Consider the following 14,107-nt stretch of genomic DNA (forward strand, 5'->3'; position numbering starts at 1 on the left):
ATCTGGCCCGTCCTAGGGGCTGACCAGCGAGAGGAGAAAGCGATGAGAGAGTTGATCCTGAAGATGTCCGTGTCGCTCGATGGCTTCGTCGGTGGCCCACAGGGTGAAATCGACTGGGTGTTCAGCGGCGATCAGGAGGCCATTGCCTGGTCGGTGGAGACCGTGGGGAATGCCAGCCTGCACATCATGGGCAGCCGTACCTTCAAGGACATGGCGGCCTTTTGGCCAACCTCGACACAGGTCTTCGCGCCGCCGATGAACCGGATTCCGAAGGCCGTCTTTTCAAGGCAGGGGTCGGCGGTCCTGAAGGTGGCTGGAGCGACCAAGGCGCTCGAAGATGCCCGAACCGACGCGGGAGTGACGTACCCGGAGACGCTGCAGCCGGGCGCGGAAAGCTGGAGCGAAGCCTATGTGGCCAGCGGCGATCTGGCCGGCGAAATCGCCAGACTGAAGGCCGGGGACGGCAAGCCGATCCTCGCTCACGGCGGCGCCGCCTTTGCGCGCAGCCTTATCGCCGAGGTACTGGTCGATCAATATGCCCTGCTGGTGCATCCGGTGGTCCTCGGCAAAGGCTTGCCGATCTTCTCCGGCGTCACCTCGCCAAGACGCCTCGAGCTGATCAGCTCAAGAGCCTTTCCGGGGGGCTCGGTGGCGCAGATTTATCGCCCGCTGTGACCGCGCCCGAGCATGAAATCAACACCTCCCGGAGCGTTCCCGATCAAGATCGAAACGCTCTATCGCTTTGATCTTACGCCATTTCCTGTCGGCAGGTCGCTTCGCACATTTTCCGGAAATGCTCTAATGCAGATGCCCCAGCTTGTCCGGGTTGCGCACGATGTAGATCGCCACGACCTTGCCATCGACGATCTCAAGTGCGGTCGACTGCAACTCACCGTCGGCCTCGCGGGTGACGAAGCCGGGCAGCCCGTTGATGAAGCCGGCGCGCACGAGATCCGAGCCGTGCTTGCGGAAGAGGGCGGCCAGTTGCTCGTGCACCTTGATGACCGCGTCGAAGCCGAGGATCGGGTGCATGGCGGCCGAGCGCTTGCCGCCGCCGTCGGCGTGGATGCTGACATCGGAGGCGAGCATGGCGCCGAGCGCCTTCAGATCGCCACTGCGCGAGGCGTTGAAGAAGGCTTGCGCCAGTTCGACGCCGCGCTGTTGTTCGACCTGGAAACGGGGTCGCCCCTCGCGCACATGGGTGCGGGCGCGGGCGGCGAGTTGGCGGCAGGCGGCCGGATCGCGGTCGATGGTTGCGGCGACTTCCTCGAACCCGAGACCAAAGACGTCATGCAGCAGAAAGGCGGCGCGCTCGAGCGGCGACAGGCGCTCCAAGGCGAGCATCAGGGGCAGGGTGACGTCCTCTTCCGGCTCTTCCTCGACGATCGGGTCGGGCAGCCAGGGGCCGACATAGGTCTCTCGCTGACGCCGCGCCGACTTCAGCTGGTCGAGGCAGAGCCGGGTGACGGTGCGGCGCAGGAACGCTTCCGGTTCGCGTACCTCAGAGCGGTCGGCCCCCATCCAGCGGATGAAGGCCTCCTGCACCATGTCTTCGGCGTCGGCGACCGAGCCGAGCATGCGATAGGCGACGCGGATGAGTTTGGGACGCAGCGGGTCGAAACCCGCCGCTGCATCCTCCTGTGCATTGCTCGCCATCAGGCGGCCGCCTGCGCGGACTTGGCTGCTGCCGGCTCGATCCACAGGCCGAAGCCGACGGCGAGGCGATTCCAGCCGTTGATGACGTTGATCATGAGCGTGAGCTTCACCTGTTCCTCCTCGGTGAACTGTTCGGCCAGCGCCTGACGGGCGTTTTCGTGGGTATGGCCTTCCGAAAGGCGAGTCAGCGCTTCAGTCCAGCCAAGTGCTGCGCGCTCGCGTTCGGAATAGCACGGCGCTTCGCGCCAGGCCGAAAGCAGGTAGATGCGCTGTTCGGTCTCGCCTTTGGCGCGGGCTTCCTGCGTGTGCATGTTGATGCAGTTGGCGCAGGCATTGATCTGCGATGCGCGGATCTTGACGAGCTCGATGAGATCGGGCTCGAGGCTGGCGGCGATGGCCATCGAGACGCTGGTCCAGCTCTTCATCAGTTGCGGGGCAGCGGCGAAAAGGTCGATCTTGGCAGTCATGGTTCCGTTTCCTTCTGTTGGTTCCGATATCATGACGAGACAGGATCGGCCGGTGTGACATGGGGGCCGATTTTTTTTAGATTGTCGATTGCCGCCTATCTGAACAATTGCAGGATCGTGCTGGCGTTGTTGTTCGCAATCTGCAGGGACTGACTTGCGAGCTGCTGTTGTGCCTGCAGCGCCTTCAGCCGGGTTGAACTCGCGTCCATATCTGCGTCGACGAGCCTTCCGACGCCCTTCTCGTAGGTTTCACCCCTGCTGGTGACGAGCTCGGCATACCGCGTCAGAGATGACTGTGTGCTGCCGAGATAGGCCAGGCCGTCCTGGATCTTGTTGATCTTCTCCTCGAAGACATCCAAGAAGTTCGCATATGTGGCCTCCCGCTCGGCGCCGTGCCTGACGATAGATTTCTCCAATTGCAACAGGATGTTGGGCTGCGCCGGCGAGGTCAGCGGGTGCTGCTCCTGAAAATAGACGATCCCGATCCCATAAGCCGCGTTGAACAAATTCAGACCATGGCTCGCCGATGTACCCTCCAGGTACACCACATCGCTCGAATCGAGAATTCCGGTCTCAAGAAAAGTCGGGCCGCTCTGGTGGTTTTGATAGTCTTCGTTGAAAAGCGTTAGCGCGTATTGGTCAATTTTAAGCGTCTCGACGCGGCCACTGTTGTAGTCGACCACGAAATCGTGGGTGAAATCGTCGATGCCCCGGCCATTTTCCTTGTTCCAGAGCAGATTGACCCCGCCAAAGGAGGATGACTTGATCGTGCTGTACATGCTGGCGAGCAACTGGTTGATTTCGGAATCGACCTTGGCGAGCTGGGTCTGGGCAAACTTTGAATCGGAGTTGACCGGGTTCGGCGAGAGGTTCTCGAAGTTGTTCGCTGTGGCTGCGGGGAGCGTTCTTGCAGTGATCACGAGGTTGCGGATGCGGACGAGGGACTCACGGACATTGTCCAGGCCCGAATAGGTCACGTCCACGATGGCCCGCGCCAGGCCGATGCTGTCTTCGACCGCCGACAGAGCCTTTGTTTCAGATCGCATCGTCGTTGCGATGGACCAGTATGCGGCATTGTCGGATGCGTTGTTTACCCGCATGCCCGACGAAATCTGCACCTGTGTCTCATTCAGAGACGAAGTGATGCCACGGAGCGTATGTAGCGCAGAGATTGCGCCAGAATTCGTATGAATACTGGTCATGAGAGCCAAAATATGAAGGTGAACTGCTCGTCATGAGCGTGGCGGGATCTCAGCAATTAATCGCCTTAATGCCTTACAGTCGGTTAACAGGTTGCAGAGAATCGTGCCAGTTCGGTGAAATTCATCAAAGATATCAATCGTGCTTCCGTTCGTCCTCCTGAGGTGTCGTCGCGTCATGAAATCTTTGGTTGCTCCGTGTCGTTGATGGCCGGCGATGATGAACGCAACCGAGGGTCTCTGTTCGGCAGCCACGCCCGGACCTGCCGGAGCGCGCAAGCCAAGAAGCATCTTCCGTGTTGCGCCCCACCATGCGGTGTCACACCGCTGTAAAACATCCGCACTAAGCCTCGGCGCCATCTTGAACCGAGGATATGTCGATGAAATCGTTTGTCTCCGTCGTTGCCGGTGCGCTTGTCGCCTCGCTGCTTTCCACCGCCGCCTTTGCCGAGAGCCTGGTGCTCTACACCAGCCAGCCGAACGAGGATGCGCAGGCGACGGTCGATGCCTTCAAGGCGGCCAATCCCGGCGTCGAAGTGGAGTGGGTGCGCGAAGGCACGACCAAGTTGATGGCCAAGCTGATGGCCGAGATCGAAGCCGGCAACCCGGTCGCCGACGTGCTGCTGATCGCCGATACCGTGACGATGCAGCGGCTGAAGGAAGCAGGCCAGCTTCTCGCCTACAAGTCGCCGGAAGCGGCGAGCTACGACGCAGCACTCTATGATGCCGACGGCGCCTATTACTCCACCAAGATGATCACCACCGGCATCATCTACAACACCTCGGCTTCGACGACGCCTGAGGGCTGGCAGGATCTGGCCAAGGCCGACGCCAAGGGCCTGGTGACGATGCCGAGCCCGCTGACCTCGGGTGCAGCCCTCATCCACGCGCAGACGCTTGCCGGCATCGACGGCCTCGGCTGGGACTATTACAAGGCGCTGGCTGAAAACGGCGCGACGGCTGCGGGCGGCAATGGCGGCGTGCTGAAGGCTGTCGCCACCGGCGAGAAGGCCTACGGCATGATCGTCGACTTCATGGCGATCCGCGAGAAGGCCAAGGGCGCGCCGGTCGAGTTCGTCTTCCCGGCCGAAGGCGTTTCCGCCGTCACCGAGCCGGTCGGTATCTTGAAGACCGCCAAGAACCCCGACGCTGCCAAGAAGTTCGTCGACTTCCTGATTTCGGAGGAAGGACAGAAGACGGCCGTGAAGATGGGCTATATCCCGGCGCGCAACGGCGTGGCGCTGCCCGAGGGCTACCCGGCGCGCGAGACGATCAAGGTCCTGCCGATCGACGCGGCTTCGGCCGTGAAGAACTCCGACACCGACCTCAAGACCTTCTCCGGCATCTTCGGCACGAACTGATCGCCTGAATGTCGAAACAGGATGAAACCATGCGCAGCCGGCACCGCTGGCTGCGCTTTTCCAATGCTGGGGTCGCTTGCGCGCGTCGGGTGAAGCCGGGCGCATCGCCCGCCGGCGAGCCGCGCTGGCTCGTGCCCTTCGTGCTCGCCTGCCTTTTCCTTCTCTGTGCTCTGCCGCTGATCAGCCTCGTCAAAGCCGGCTTTGCCGGACTTGCCAGTGGCCATTCCATCGGCGTGCTCACCGAGCCTGCGACCTATGCGGCCATCCGCAACACGCTGCTGACGGCGACCGGTGGCATGCTGATTTCGGTCGTGATCGGTGCGCTCTTTGCCTTTGCCGTGGCGCTGACCGATATCAGGGGCAAGCTCACCTTGAGTTTCGCCTTCATGCTGCCGATGATGATTCCGCCGCAGGTGACGGCCCTTGCCTGGGTCGAGATGACCGGGCCGGCAAGCCCGCTTCTGAAAACACTGGGGATCGCACCGCCGCTCGGCAGCCCGCAGCCGCTCTATTCGCTCTTCGGCATCTCGCTGCTTCTCGGTGTGCAGCACGCACCGCTGGTGTTCCTGGCGCTGAAGGCGGGGCTGGCTGCCTCGCCGCGCGACGGGGTGGAGGCGGCAAGGCTTTCCGGCGCGTCGCCGTTTCGCGTCTTCCTCGATATTGTCGCGCCGCTGGCAGCCCCCGGGCTGATCGCCGGTGCTGCGATCGCCTTCGTCTCCGGCGTCGGCAATTTCGGCATTCCGGCGATCCTCGGCATTCCCGCCGGGATCTCGGTGCTGCCGACGCTGATCTATACGCGGCTTGCCAGCTTCGGCTCGGGCACTTTTGGCGAGATCGCGTTGCTTTCCAGCCTGATCGCTGCAATTGCCGCTGCCGGGCTGATCCTGCAGCAGCGGGCGCTTTCGGGCAGGGACTACCGCATCATCGGCCTTTCCGGGGCGAGTGCCGCCTTTTCGCTCGGGCGGTTCCGCGTGGTGGTCGAACTCAGCCTGGCGGCAATCCTGTTCCTGGTGCTGGTGGCGCCGCTGGCGGCGCTGATCGCCAGTTCGCTGGTGCCGGCCTATGGCGTGCCGCTCACTCTCCAGACCGTGTCGCTGCGCGCATACGAAGAAATCCTCTTTCGCCAGACGATGACGCTCAGCGCCTTTACCAATTCGCTGTTCCTTGCAAGCACGGCCGCGCTCGGGCTGCTGGTCGTTGCCGTGCCGGCCGCCTATCTGATGAACCGGCGCAAGGGCGCGGTGGCAAGCGCGCTCGGGATCCTGATCGAGATCCCCTATGCGCTGCCCGGCATCGTGCTGGCGGTCGCCTTCATTCTCACCTTTGCGGCGCCGCTACCGATCCTCAACGTCTCGCTCTACGGCACCATCTGGATCATCCTGATCGCCTATTTCTCCTCGTTCCTCGCCGTCAGCCTCAAGCCGGTGATGAGCGCCTTCCTGCAGATGGATCCGTCGCTGGAGGAGGCGGCAAGGCTGTCCGGCGCCGGCTTCTTCCGGCGCATGCGCGATGTAATCCTGCCGCTGGTGGCCCCGGCGGCCGGCGCTTCGATCATCCTCGTCTTTCTCATCGCCGCCAACGAGTTGACGGTTTCGGCGCTGCTCTGGTCGGCGGGCACGCAGACGCTGGGGGTGGCGATCTTCAATCTCGACGACAGCGGCTCGTCCGATCTCGCCTCGGCGCTGTCGGTGCTGGTCGTCATCATGGTGATGGCATTGATGGCGGCGCTCGAAACTCTTGCAAACTATCTTCCGGAAGGCGTGCTGCCGTGGCGCAATTGATCCTCAATCACCTCACCAAGGATTTCGGCGGCGGCCGTCCTGCCGTCTCCGACGTGTCGCTGACGGTGCGCGAAGGCGGGTTTCTGGCGTTGCTCGGGCCATCTGGCTGCGGCAAGACCACGGTGCTGCGCATGATCGCCGGATTCGAGCAGCCGACGGATGGCTCGATCGACTATGGCGAGCGCCGGCTTTCCGATGCCGCGCGGGCGCTGCCGCCGGAAAAGCGCAACATGGCGATGGTGTTCCAGTCCTATGCGCTGTGGCCGCACATGACGGTGGCGGAAAATGTCGGCTATCCCTTGAAGGTGCGCGGCATTTCCGGTGAGACCTGGCGGCGAAAGGTGGGCGAGGCGTTGGCTCTGGTGAAACTCACCGATTATGCAGAACGCCGGCCGGCCGCTCTTTCCGGTGGGCAAAGGCAGCGGGTGGCGCTGGCGCGCTGCCTGGTGACGTCGCCCGACGTGGTGCTGCTCGACGAACCGCTCGCCAATCTCGACCAGCATCTGCGCAAGTCGATGGAGGAGACGTTTCGCATCTTCCACGAACGCTCCGGCGCGACGATGGTCTACGTGACGCACGACCAGTCGGAGGCGATGGCGCTGGCGACCGACGTCGCCGTGATGTCGGAGGGGCGGCTGGTGCAGATGGCGGCGCCGACGGAAATCTACGCCCGGCCGGAAGGCGCTGTTGTGGGCGGGCTGATCGGCCGTGGCTCGATCCTGCGTCTGCCTGTCGCCGAGCAAGCGCCGCGGGCGCTCGCCTGGCCGCAGCTTCGTGATGCGACCGGCTCGGGCGGCGGCGGCCTTCGCCGCGACGTGCTGGTGCGGCCAGAACATGTGCGCCCTGACGCCGACGGCATCCCGCTCGAGGTCAAGGCGTGCGTCTATGAGGGTGAACGCTTTGCGCTGACGCTGGCGCTGCCGGACGGCCAAGTGCTGAAGGCCTATGGCGATACGGCGATGCCGGTCGGGCAGAAGGCGGCCTTTGCGATCGTGAGCGGCTGGCGGCTTTGACGCCATAGGGCAAACGCCGATCGCACTCGTAGGTCCGCACGATCGGCACTGGTTCAATCGGCCGCTAGATACATCAATCGCAACGGGGCTTGTCGAGCTCCACCTTGAACTGTCTTGGCCCGACCAGCCCGGGCTTTGCCGGCAGGTCGACGATGCGGGCAAGGACCGTGCACTTGCCGGCAACAACTGTGTAGCGGTCTCGCCCCTGGCTGATGACCTTGTCGATCGGATATTTCGGCACGGCGTCTGCGACCGCGGTGATGATGGCGGTCAGCTCGTTGGCGCGCTGGTAGTTCGGCGCAAGTGCGGCGTGGGAAGCGCCGGCGCTGAAAAGTATGATCGCGGCAAAGGCGAGGGCTCTGATTTGCATGAATTGGCTCCTGTTTCCCGCAACAGATCATGGGGTTAAGCGATCCGCAAGGTGGATTGCCATCGTGTCCGGCCACATCGGCCGTCGTCGCCTGCGCCATCAACGTCGAAATAAACCGATGCGTTAAATAAAACTGGTTGCTAAAAACAACTGGTATGCCATATTGATCGCATGAGAGATGCGGCGAGGGTGCCGCGCAAGCTGAAGGGAGGAAGCGATGAAACTCTATCACGGCATGGGACCGAATTCGTACCGGGTGCGCATCTTCATGGCGGAAAAGGGGACCGAGCTGCCGATGGTGGATGTCGATTTCTCCAAGGCGGAACACCGGGCACCGGCGTTCCTGGCGCTCAATTCGCTCGGCCAGATCCCGGTGCTGGAACTGGATGATGGCACCGTTATCACCGAGAGCGTCGCCATCTGCCGCTATCTCGAGGAGACGCACCGCGAGCCGCAGCTTTTCGGCAGCGACGCGGTCAGCCGTGCCAAGGTGGAGATGTGGAACCGACGCGCCGAGCTGGTGATCTTCGGTACGATCGGCAATGTCGCGCTGCATTCCGATGCCTTCTTCAAGGAGAGGCTGACGCAGTTTCCTGATTTCGCCGAGACCGAGCGGCAGGCGGTGCCGAAGAAATGGGCATGGCTCGACCGGGAGCTTGCCGATGGCCGGCCGTATCTGGCCGGCGATGCATTCTCGATCGCCGATATCACCGCCGGCGTCTGCGCCTGGCTTGGCGACGTCTTCGGCATGGAGGTGCCGGGCGATCTTGCAAACGTCCAGCGCTGGCTGGAAAGGGTAAGGGCACGGTCGAGTTTCGAGGCTTAGGCAGGAGATTGGCGCGACCATGCGCAGCTGCCTCCGCATGGAGAGCATTTGCTTGTTGCGACCCATGCGATCCGCCCCTCATCCCGCTGCCGCGACCTTCTCCCCGCAGACGGGGAGAAGGGACGTTGGGGCGCCCTCCCAGATACATTCTTGAGGAGGAACTGGAACTGGAACGTGTGCGGAAGAACTGGAGGCTGCCGCAATCTCGGTTCTCCCTCTCCCCGCAGGCGGGGAGAGGGTTAGGGTGAGGGGCAAAACCTCGCCGCAATTTCGCAGTTCGCATTTGCTCCATTTGAGTGCTGCGATGACCCGGTTTGCCCAATTGATATGAAGCGGGAAGTGATGCGCCGCGCCGTTTCGGTCTGTCGAACCCAGAAGAGAGTGCTTCCGGCTCGATCTGGGGTGAACGAGGCTGCTGCGGTGGAGCTGAAACAAGTCTTTGATAAAATGACTTAATTGGGCCGTCGTCGCAGTCTGGGCGAAAGACCGAAATCCGGCCCGAACGACAAATGACAATTCATGTGTGGAAAGTGGCCTTTGCCTTTTCGCTTGCCTTCTCCGTGGCTTTTTTCAATTCCTAAAATAACAGCTGCCCGATTCGCCCCGATCCGTTGTTTTGGCGGCGTTCGCCCTAGGAGACAAAGCCATGAACGATTTCAAGAAGCCCCCGATCACCGAGATGCGCCCGAAGATCACCGTGATCGGTGTCGGCGGCGGCGGCGGCAACGCCATCAACAACATGATCGCCGAAGGGCTTCAAGGCGTAGATTTCATCGTGGCCAACACCGATGCGCAGGCGCTGGCGATGTCGAAGGCATCGCGGCTGATCCAGCTCGGCGCGCAGGTGACCGAGGGACTGGGCGCCGGCTCGCTGCCGGAAGTCGGGCGGGCGGCCGCGGAAGAATCGATCGACGAGATCATGGATCACCTCGGCGGCACGCATATGTGTTTCGTCACCGCCGGCATGGGCGGCGGCACCGGTACCGGGGCTGCCCCGGTGATTGCGGCTGCGGCCCGCAAGGCCGGCATCCTGACGGTCGGCGTCGTCACCAAGCCGTTCAGCTTTGAAGGCAAGCGCCGCATGCAGATGGCCGAAGAGGGCGTCGAGCGCCTGCGCGAGGCGGCCGATACGGTGATCGTCATCCCCAACCAGAACCTCTTCCGCATCGCCGACGCCAAGACCACCTTTGCCGATGCCTTCGTGATCGCCGACCGCGTGCTCTATTCGGGCGTCGGCTGCATCACCGACCTGATCGTCAAGGAAGGCCTGATCAACCTCGACTTCGCCGACGTGAAGTCGGTCATGAAGGGCATGGGCCGGGCGATGATGGGCACCGGTGAGGCGACCGGCGAGGGCCGCGCGCTGATGGCGGCCGAAGCGGCAATCGCCAACCCGCTGCTCGACGAAGTGTCGATGCGCGGCGCCAAGGGCGTGCTGATCTCGATCTCCGGCGGCATGGACATGACGCTGTTCGAAGTCGACGAAGCAGCCACCCGCATTCGCGAGGAAGTCTACGACGAGGCCGACATCGTCGTCGGTTCGATCTTCGACCGCACGCTCGACGGCACTTTTCGCGTCTCGGTGGTGGCAACCGGCCTCGACGGCCAGCGCTCGGCGGCAGACCCGGCCGGTGCCGCGGCAACCGCCGGCCAGCCCGGCCAGGCGCCGACGCGCACACTGCAGTAACGGTTCGGCGCCACGCGCCGCAGGTTGTTGCGGTGTCGGTGTCTTCTCTCTTTCGTTGAAAATCCTCCCGTGCGATGACAGCCGCCGGGAGGATTTTTTATGCGGAGACGGATATGACGGACGCGGTAGGCAACCGAAAGATGGGCTTGCCCGTAGGCGAGGCAAGGGCAGAGCAGCGGATTCAGGCCGTTGCTGCGGCCGAAACGATCCTCGTCGAGCGCTACCCCGACGCACTTTTTGCCATCGCTGCCGGGTCGATCCTGCGCGGCGAGGGCACGCCATCGTCCGATATCGATCTTGTCGTGCTCCATGAGCAGTTGGATGGCGCCTGGCGGGAAAGTTTCACGACTGGCGGGTTTCCCGTGGAGGCATTCGTCCACGATTTCGAGACGCTGAACTGGTTCGTCGATCAGGATGTTGCTGGCGGCTACCCCGTACTGCTCGACATGGTGGCCGGCGGCACGGTGATCGGCAGGAACATTGGTCGTGGCGAGGCCTTGCAGGCGCAGGCAAGGGCAAGGCTGTCATGCGGGCCGGACGAGCTGGCGGCAGAACGCCGTGACGCGCTGCGCTATCACATCACCGACCTGCTTGACGACCTGAAGGACGAGCGGCCGGCGGAGGAGATACGCGGGATCACCATTGCCCTTCACCAGCCGCTTTGCGACCTGGCGCTTCTCGGACGCGGCCACTGGTCGGGCAAAGGCAAATGGCTGCCGCGGCTGCTTCAGCGTCTCGACCCCGAACTGGCGCAACGCTTCGACGATGCCTTCCGCCTTGCCGGCGAGGGGCAGGCGGATGCGTTGGTGGCGCTGGCTGAGGATGAGCTCGGACGCCAGGGAGGGCGGCTGTTCGACGGCGACCGCCGAGATGCGCCGCCGGCAGCGCGACGGCCGGGCGGACTTTCCAGCGAGAGCGGCGCGTCAATTCAGGGCAAGGCGGCGGCCCGCCATGGAAGATGACAATGAAACGTGGCTAGTGGAAGCGGGTTGCAGCGTCATCGAAACGAAAGCCTTGGTTGGCTACGCGTCGCTGTGGCCGCTTGAGCGTCTGATCTATTGCGTTTGGGTGGTCGACTACGGCATGCGCAATGCGGGTGATCTCAAGGCCGCCGCCGATGTGCCCCCCCCCGTTTCTGGGAGACGCAAAGGCGGCTGCCCTCGGGGTCGGCCTGCCTCACACGACAGCGGCGTTCTCGTTTCCTTCGGACGAGCTGGAAGAGCGGTATTTTTCCCTTTTCGACGCTATCGTCGCGGAAATCAGGGTAGCTTGAAACGCCGTTGGCGGACCTCCGCCGTCGCATCCCAGATTGAGTCAGGGATGTTCCGTATCTATTTGTTTGTGAACAATTCTATGCGGAAGGACGTTCCGCGCTTTTCTCGGAAAATCGTGCGTCGGCCCGGTTTTTGTCAAGGGCAGCAACGGGGCTCTGACCTTCAGGCCTTTGACGGCTGGCTGAGCGCTGATCGCGCGCGCAGGCCATATCGGACGAAGTTTTGCGCGCCGGACGCTGACACACGTGCAGACCGGCTCACCGCTTCTCGCCGGACTTCCCATCCTGCTTCAAGAAGTCCTCGGCGGTTCGCCCGGGCTCGGCGGTGAAACCTTCATCCAGCGTGTTGAAATCCGACATCCGATCAATCCGGAAGACACGAAAGCCGTTGCGGGTCTCGCACCATGCGGCCAGCAGCCAGACGTGACCGTAAAATGCCATGATGAGCGGGCGAACCCGCCGGTCGCTCGTCCTGCCCTCAAGGTCGAGATAGGCGAATTGCACTTTGCGCTTTTGCCGGATGGCGCGCCGCAATGCGGCCTGATCGATGCTGATCGGTTGGCGCGCAGGCTCGACGGGCGTCCAGAGATTGACGAGATCGAGTTGCCGGCCGAGCGCGTCGGGCACCACTTCCCCGATCTTGGAGAGGGCGCTGGCTGCGGCCTCGGCCAATTGCGGATCGGCCCAGGACTGAACGATGCGGGTGCCGAGAAGCAGCGCTTCGATTTCGTTCTCGTTGAACATCAGCGGCGGCAGATCGAAGCCGGGGCGCAGAATGTATCCGACGCCGGCCTCTCCCTCGATCGGAACGCCACGGGCGATCATGTCGGCGATGTCGCGATAGACCGTCCGCTCGGACACTTCCAGAAGGGCGGCAAGGTCAGCCGCTCTCGTCGCCTTCTTGCGGCGTAAAATCTGGATGATCTCGAAAAGGCGGTCAGCGCGGCGCATGCAGGCGGTTTACGCGACCATGACGCGGCTCGTCCAGCGCTCTTGCGCCACGGCATCGGGCCATGTCGAGCCGAGCGGCTGCATCGACAGCCAGGTTTCGGCGAGTTTGCCGCCTTCGACCCTGTAGGATTGCATGCCGGCGCGACTGATAGGCTCGCCGGTTGCGACATCGGTCCATTTGAAGGTGAAGCGAAACCAGGCGCTGTTGCCCTGAAACGCGTGATCGTAGACGGCGACGCGGATATCGGGCCGCTCAAACCGGATACTGGCAAGCTCGGCTGCGTAGGCGTCGCGCGCCACGGTGCGGGAACTTCCTTCTCCGTGCCGGATGTAATGTTCGCACACACAGTCCGCCACGAGGTCGTATTGGCCCTCGTGCCACACCTTCTCCCAGCGATCGAACAGGGCGATGAGTTCGTTATTGTCTGTCATTTCTATTCTTTCCGGATTGATTGCCTGTGTTCGCGTGGGGGCTGCCTGCCCCTCACGTCGGCCACGACACTACAACGGGGCTCCTGACACCGTTCTGTCAGGAGAATGTCAGGAGCGCGAACGATTCACGGGTATTCATGGGCGTGCCGTTGCGAAGCGTCGGGTGCCACGCTGGTGGCGCTGCATTGCGCGCGCCGGCGGCATCTCTTGCATGCAGCCGGCTGTTCTGTGTTGGCGGTGTCGCTGCTCTGGCGGCAGTTGGAGGCGAGAGCGTGTCCTCGGTCTCCCGGGCGCCGAACGAGGTCAGCGGACTTGGATGATCCAGGGCGGAGGCCGGGAATGCGGCCAATCTTGATCGCGCGACGTGTCCGACGCCGCTCCGGCCCTTTTGCTCCCAACTGCGCGACAACACCGGATAAACCGGGGTGACCCGACCGTTCGGATCAGGCAATATCGAGGTTTGCTCTGCGGCATCCCCAGTATGGGTCCAACTGACGATAGGCTTTCGTCCGGATGTTTTGTAAGAGCGTGCCGCGTCCAAACGGAGTTCGATCGTGAGTGTTGCCTTCACCAAGGAAGAAAGTGCCGAAACCGCTGCGGAAACGCTGCTGCCCGACCGACCGGTTTCGCCGCATCCGAACCTTGTGACGCAAGCGGGGCTAAACGCGCTCGAAGAGCAGCAGCGCAAGGCGCGCGAGGCCTATGAGGCGACCAGCGGGATCGACGATGTGAACGAGCGCCGGCGCCAGGCGGCCGGCCCCTTGCGCGACCTGCGCTACCTGGCCGAGCGCCTGCGCACCGCCGAACTCGTCGCCGCACCCACCTCGACCGATGTCGTTGCCTTCGGCAGCACAGTGACCTTCAGTCGCGACGACGGCCGGGTGCAGACCTACCGCATCGTCGGCGAGGACGAGGCGGACCCGAAGGCCGGATCGATCTCGTATGTGTCGCCGGTGGCCCGGATGCTGATGGGCAAGGGTGTCGGCGATGTGGCGACAGTCGGCGGGCAGGAGCTCGAAATAACCGCGATTGCGTGAGTGCGGGGTCGTTTAGTCGGCTCAACCCGTTGCCATCATCCTTCGCGCCGCTTG

14 protein-coding genes are annotated in these 14,107 nt (G+C 63.1%); 8 read left to right on the forward strand and 6 right to left on the reverse strand.

All coding sequences use genetic code 11. The annotated features are described in order from the left end of the window. Positions 1-42: 42 nt before the first annotated feature. Positions 43-675, forward strand: a complete 633-nt coding sequence (locus BLJAPNOD_RS11500; protein ID WP_115419897.1) for a dihydrofolate reductase family protein — start codon at positions 43-45, stop codon at positions 673-675. A 123-nt stretch (positions 676-798) separates the two neighbouring features. Here the strand turns inward: BLJAPNOD_RS11500 and BLJAPNOD_RS11505 are convergent, their stop codons facing one another. From BLJAPNOD_RS11505 to BLJAPNOD_RS11515, 3 genes are all read right to left on the reverse strand, one after another. After that, a complete protein-coding gene (locus BLJAPNOD_RS11505; protein ID WP_115419898.1) occupies positions 799-1,656 on the reverse strand; it encodes a sigma-70 family RNA polymerase sigma factor in 858 nt (285 codons plus the stop codon). Beyond that, positions 1,656-2,123: a carboxymuconolactone decarboxylase family protein gene (locus BLJAPNOD_RS11510; protein WP_115419899.1), complete on the reverse strand. Its 468-nt coding sequence runs from the start codon at positions 2,121-2,123 to the stop codon at positions 1,656-1,658. Before BLJAPNOD_RS11510 ends, BLJAPNOD_RS11505 begins: the two co-directional genes overlap by 1 nt. 95 nt (positions 2,124-2,218) lie before the next feature. After that, entirely contained in the window at positions 2,219-3,325 is a 1,107-nt protein-coding gene (locus tag BLJAPNOD_RS11515) for a flagellin (RefSeq protein ID WP_115419900.1), read from the reverse strand. A gap of 377 nt (positions 3,326-3,702) precedes the next feature. Here BLJAPNOD_RS11515 and BLJAPNOD_RS11520 point away from each other — a divergent pair, with 377 nt between their 5' ends. From BLJAPNOD_RS11520 to BLJAPNOD_RS11530, 3 genes are read left to right on the forward strand one after another with little or no spacing between them, the layout of a single operon-like run. Next, complete coding sequence (locus BLJAPNOD_RS11520; protein WP_115421255.1) at positions 3,703-4,683, forward strand: ABC transporter substrate-binding protein; 981 nt, start codon at positions 3,703-3,705, stop codon at positions 4,681-4,683. A 29-nt stretch (positions 4,684-4,712) separates the two neighbouring features. Beyond that, on the forward strand, positions 4,713-6,464 hold the full coding sequence (locus BLJAPNOD_RS11525; protein ID WP_115421256.1) for an iron ABC transporter permease: 1,752 nt from the start codon (positions 4,713-4,715) through the stop codon (positions 6,462-6,464). Further along, positions 6,452-7,477 (forward strand): ABC transporter ATP-binding protein, encoded by a 1,026-nt coding sequence (locus BLJAPNOD_RS11530; protein ID WP_115419901.1) that lies wholly within the window; start codon positions 6,452-6,454, stop codon positions 7,475-7,477. The genes BLJAPNOD_RS11525 and BLJAPNOD_RS11530 overlap by 13 nt, the downstream gene beginning before the upstream one ends. A 73-nt stretch (positions 7,478-7,550) precedes the next feature. Here BLJAPNOD_RS11530 and BLJAPNOD_RS11535 read toward each other — a convergent pair whose 3' ends face one another. After that, positions 7,551-7,847 carry a hypothetical protein gene (locus tag BLJAPNOD_RS11535; RefSeq protein ID WP_115419902.1) on the reverse strand — a complete coding sequence of 99 codons (297 nt, stop codon included), beginning with the start codon at positions 7,845-7,847 and terminating at the stop codon, positions 7,551-7,553. A 217-nt stretch (positions 7,848-8,064) separates the two neighbouring features. On the opposite strand from BLJAPNOD_RS11535, the gene BLJAPNOD_RS11540 reads away from it, so the two are divergent. The 3 genes from BLJAPNOD_RS11540 (at position 8,065) to BLJAPNOD_RS11555 (ending at position 11,322) form a co-directional block, all read left to right on the forward strand. Continuing rightward, positions 8,065-8,673: a glutathione S-transferase family protein gene (locus BLJAPNOD_RS11540; RefSeq protein WP_115419903.1), complete on the forward strand. Its 609-nt coding sequence runs from the start codon at positions 8,065-8,067 to the stop codon at positions 8,671-8,673. 646 nt (positions 8,674-9,319) lie between these two features. Then, positions 9,320-10,360 (forward strand): cell division protein FtsZ, encoded by a 1,041-nt coding sequence (ftsZ, locus tag BLJAPNOD_RS11550; RefSeq protein ID WP_077504972.1) that lies wholly within the window; start codon positions 9,320-9,322, stop codon positions 10,358-10,360. Positions 10,361-10,473: 113 nt separating this feature from the next. Further along, the gene (locus BLJAPNOD_RS11555) at positions 10,474-11,322 is read left to right on the forward strand and encodes a nucleotidyltransferase domain-containing protein (protein ID WP_343215799.1); all 849 of its coding nucleotides are present in this window, start codon (positions 10,474-10,476) and stop codon (positions 11,320-11,322) included. Positions 11,323-11,891: 569 nt separating this feature from the next. Here the strand turns inward: BLJAPNOD_RS11555 and BLJAPNOD_RS11565 are convergent. Together BLJAPNOD_RS11565 and BLJAPNOD_RS11570 are read right to left on the reverse strand one after the other, a co-directional pair. Next, entirely contained in the window at positions 11,892-12,584 is a 693-nt protein-coding gene (locus BLJAPNOD_RS11565; RefSeq protein WP_115419906.1) for a YafY family protein, read from the reverse strand. A 9-nt stretch (positions 12,585-12,593) separates the two neighbouring features. Further along, complete coding sequence (locus BLJAPNOD_RS11570; protein ID WP_115419907.1) at positions 12,594-13,016, reverse strand: ester cyclase; 423 nt, start codon at positions 13,014-13,016, stop codon at positions 12,594-12,596. A 554-nt stretch (positions 13,017-13,570) separates the two neighbouring features. Between BLJAPNOD_RS11570 and greA the strand changes: the two genes are divergently transcribed. Next, positions 13,571-14,053, forward strand: a complete 483-nt coding sequence (gene greA / locus BLJAPNOD_RS11575) for a transcription elongation factor GreA (protein WP_115419908.1) — start codon at positions 13,571-13,573, stop codon at positions 14,051-14,053. Positions 14,054-14,107: the final 54 nt, after the last annotated feature.

This window comes from Ensifer sp. M14 (genome assembly GCF_003355565.1).
Taxonomy (GTDB): Bacteria; Pseudomonadota; Alphaproteobacteria; order Rhizobiales; family Rhizobiaceae; genus Ensifer.

Bases quoted from the DNA above. Each gene is read 5' to 3' on its own strand.
- BLJAPNOD_RS11500 (WP_115419897.1), top strand. From the start codon at position 43: ATGAGAGAGTTGATCCTGAAGATGTCCGTGTCGCTCGATGGCTTCGTC.
- BLJAPNOD_RS11505 (WP_115419898.1), bottom strand. From the start codon at position 1,656: ATGGCGAGCAATGCACAGGAGGATGCAGCGGCGGGTTTCGACCCGCTG.
- BLJAPNOD_RS11510 (WP_115419899.1), bottom strand. From the start codon at position 2,123: ATGACTGCCAAGATCGACCTTTTCGCCGCTGCCCCGCAACTGATGAAG.
- BLJAPNOD_RS11515 (WP_115419900.1), bottom strand. From the start codon at position 3,325: ATGACCAGTATTCATACGAATTCTGGCGCAATCTCTGCGCTACATACG.
- BLJAPNOD_RS11520 (WP_115421255.1), top strand. From the start codon at position 3,703: ATGAAATCGTTTGTCTCCGTCGTTGCCGGTGCGCTTGTCGCCTCGCTG.
- BLJAPNOD_RS11525 (WP_115421256.1), top strand. From the start codon at position 4,713: ATGCGCAGCCGGCACCGCTGGCTGCGCTTTTCCAATGCTGGGGTCGCT.
- BLJAPNOD_RS11535 (WP_115419902.1), bottom strand. From the start codon at position 7,847: ATGCAAATCAGAGCCCTCGCCTTTGCCGCGATCATACTTTTCAGCGCC.
- BLJAPNOD_RS11540 (WP_115419903.1), top strand. From the start codon at position 8,065: ATGAAACTCTATCACGGCATGGGACCGAATTCGTACCGGGTGCGCATC.
- ftsZ (WP_077504972.1), top strand. From the start codon at position 9,320: ATGAACGATTTCAAGAAGCCCCCGATCACCGAGATGCGCCCGAAGATC.
- BLJAPNOD_RS11555 (WP_343215799.1), top strand. From the start codon at position 10,474: ATGACGGACGCGGTAGGCAACCGAAAGATGGGCTTGCCCGTAGGCGAG.
- BLJAPNOD_RS11565 (WP_115419906.1), bottom strand. From the start codon at position 12,584: ATGCGCCGCGCTGACCGCCTTTTCGAGATCATCCAGATTTTACGCCGC.
- BLJAPNOD_RS11570 (WP_115419907.1), bottom strand. From the start codon at position 13,016: ATGACAGACAATAACGAACTCATCGCCCTGTTCGATCGCTGGGAGAAG.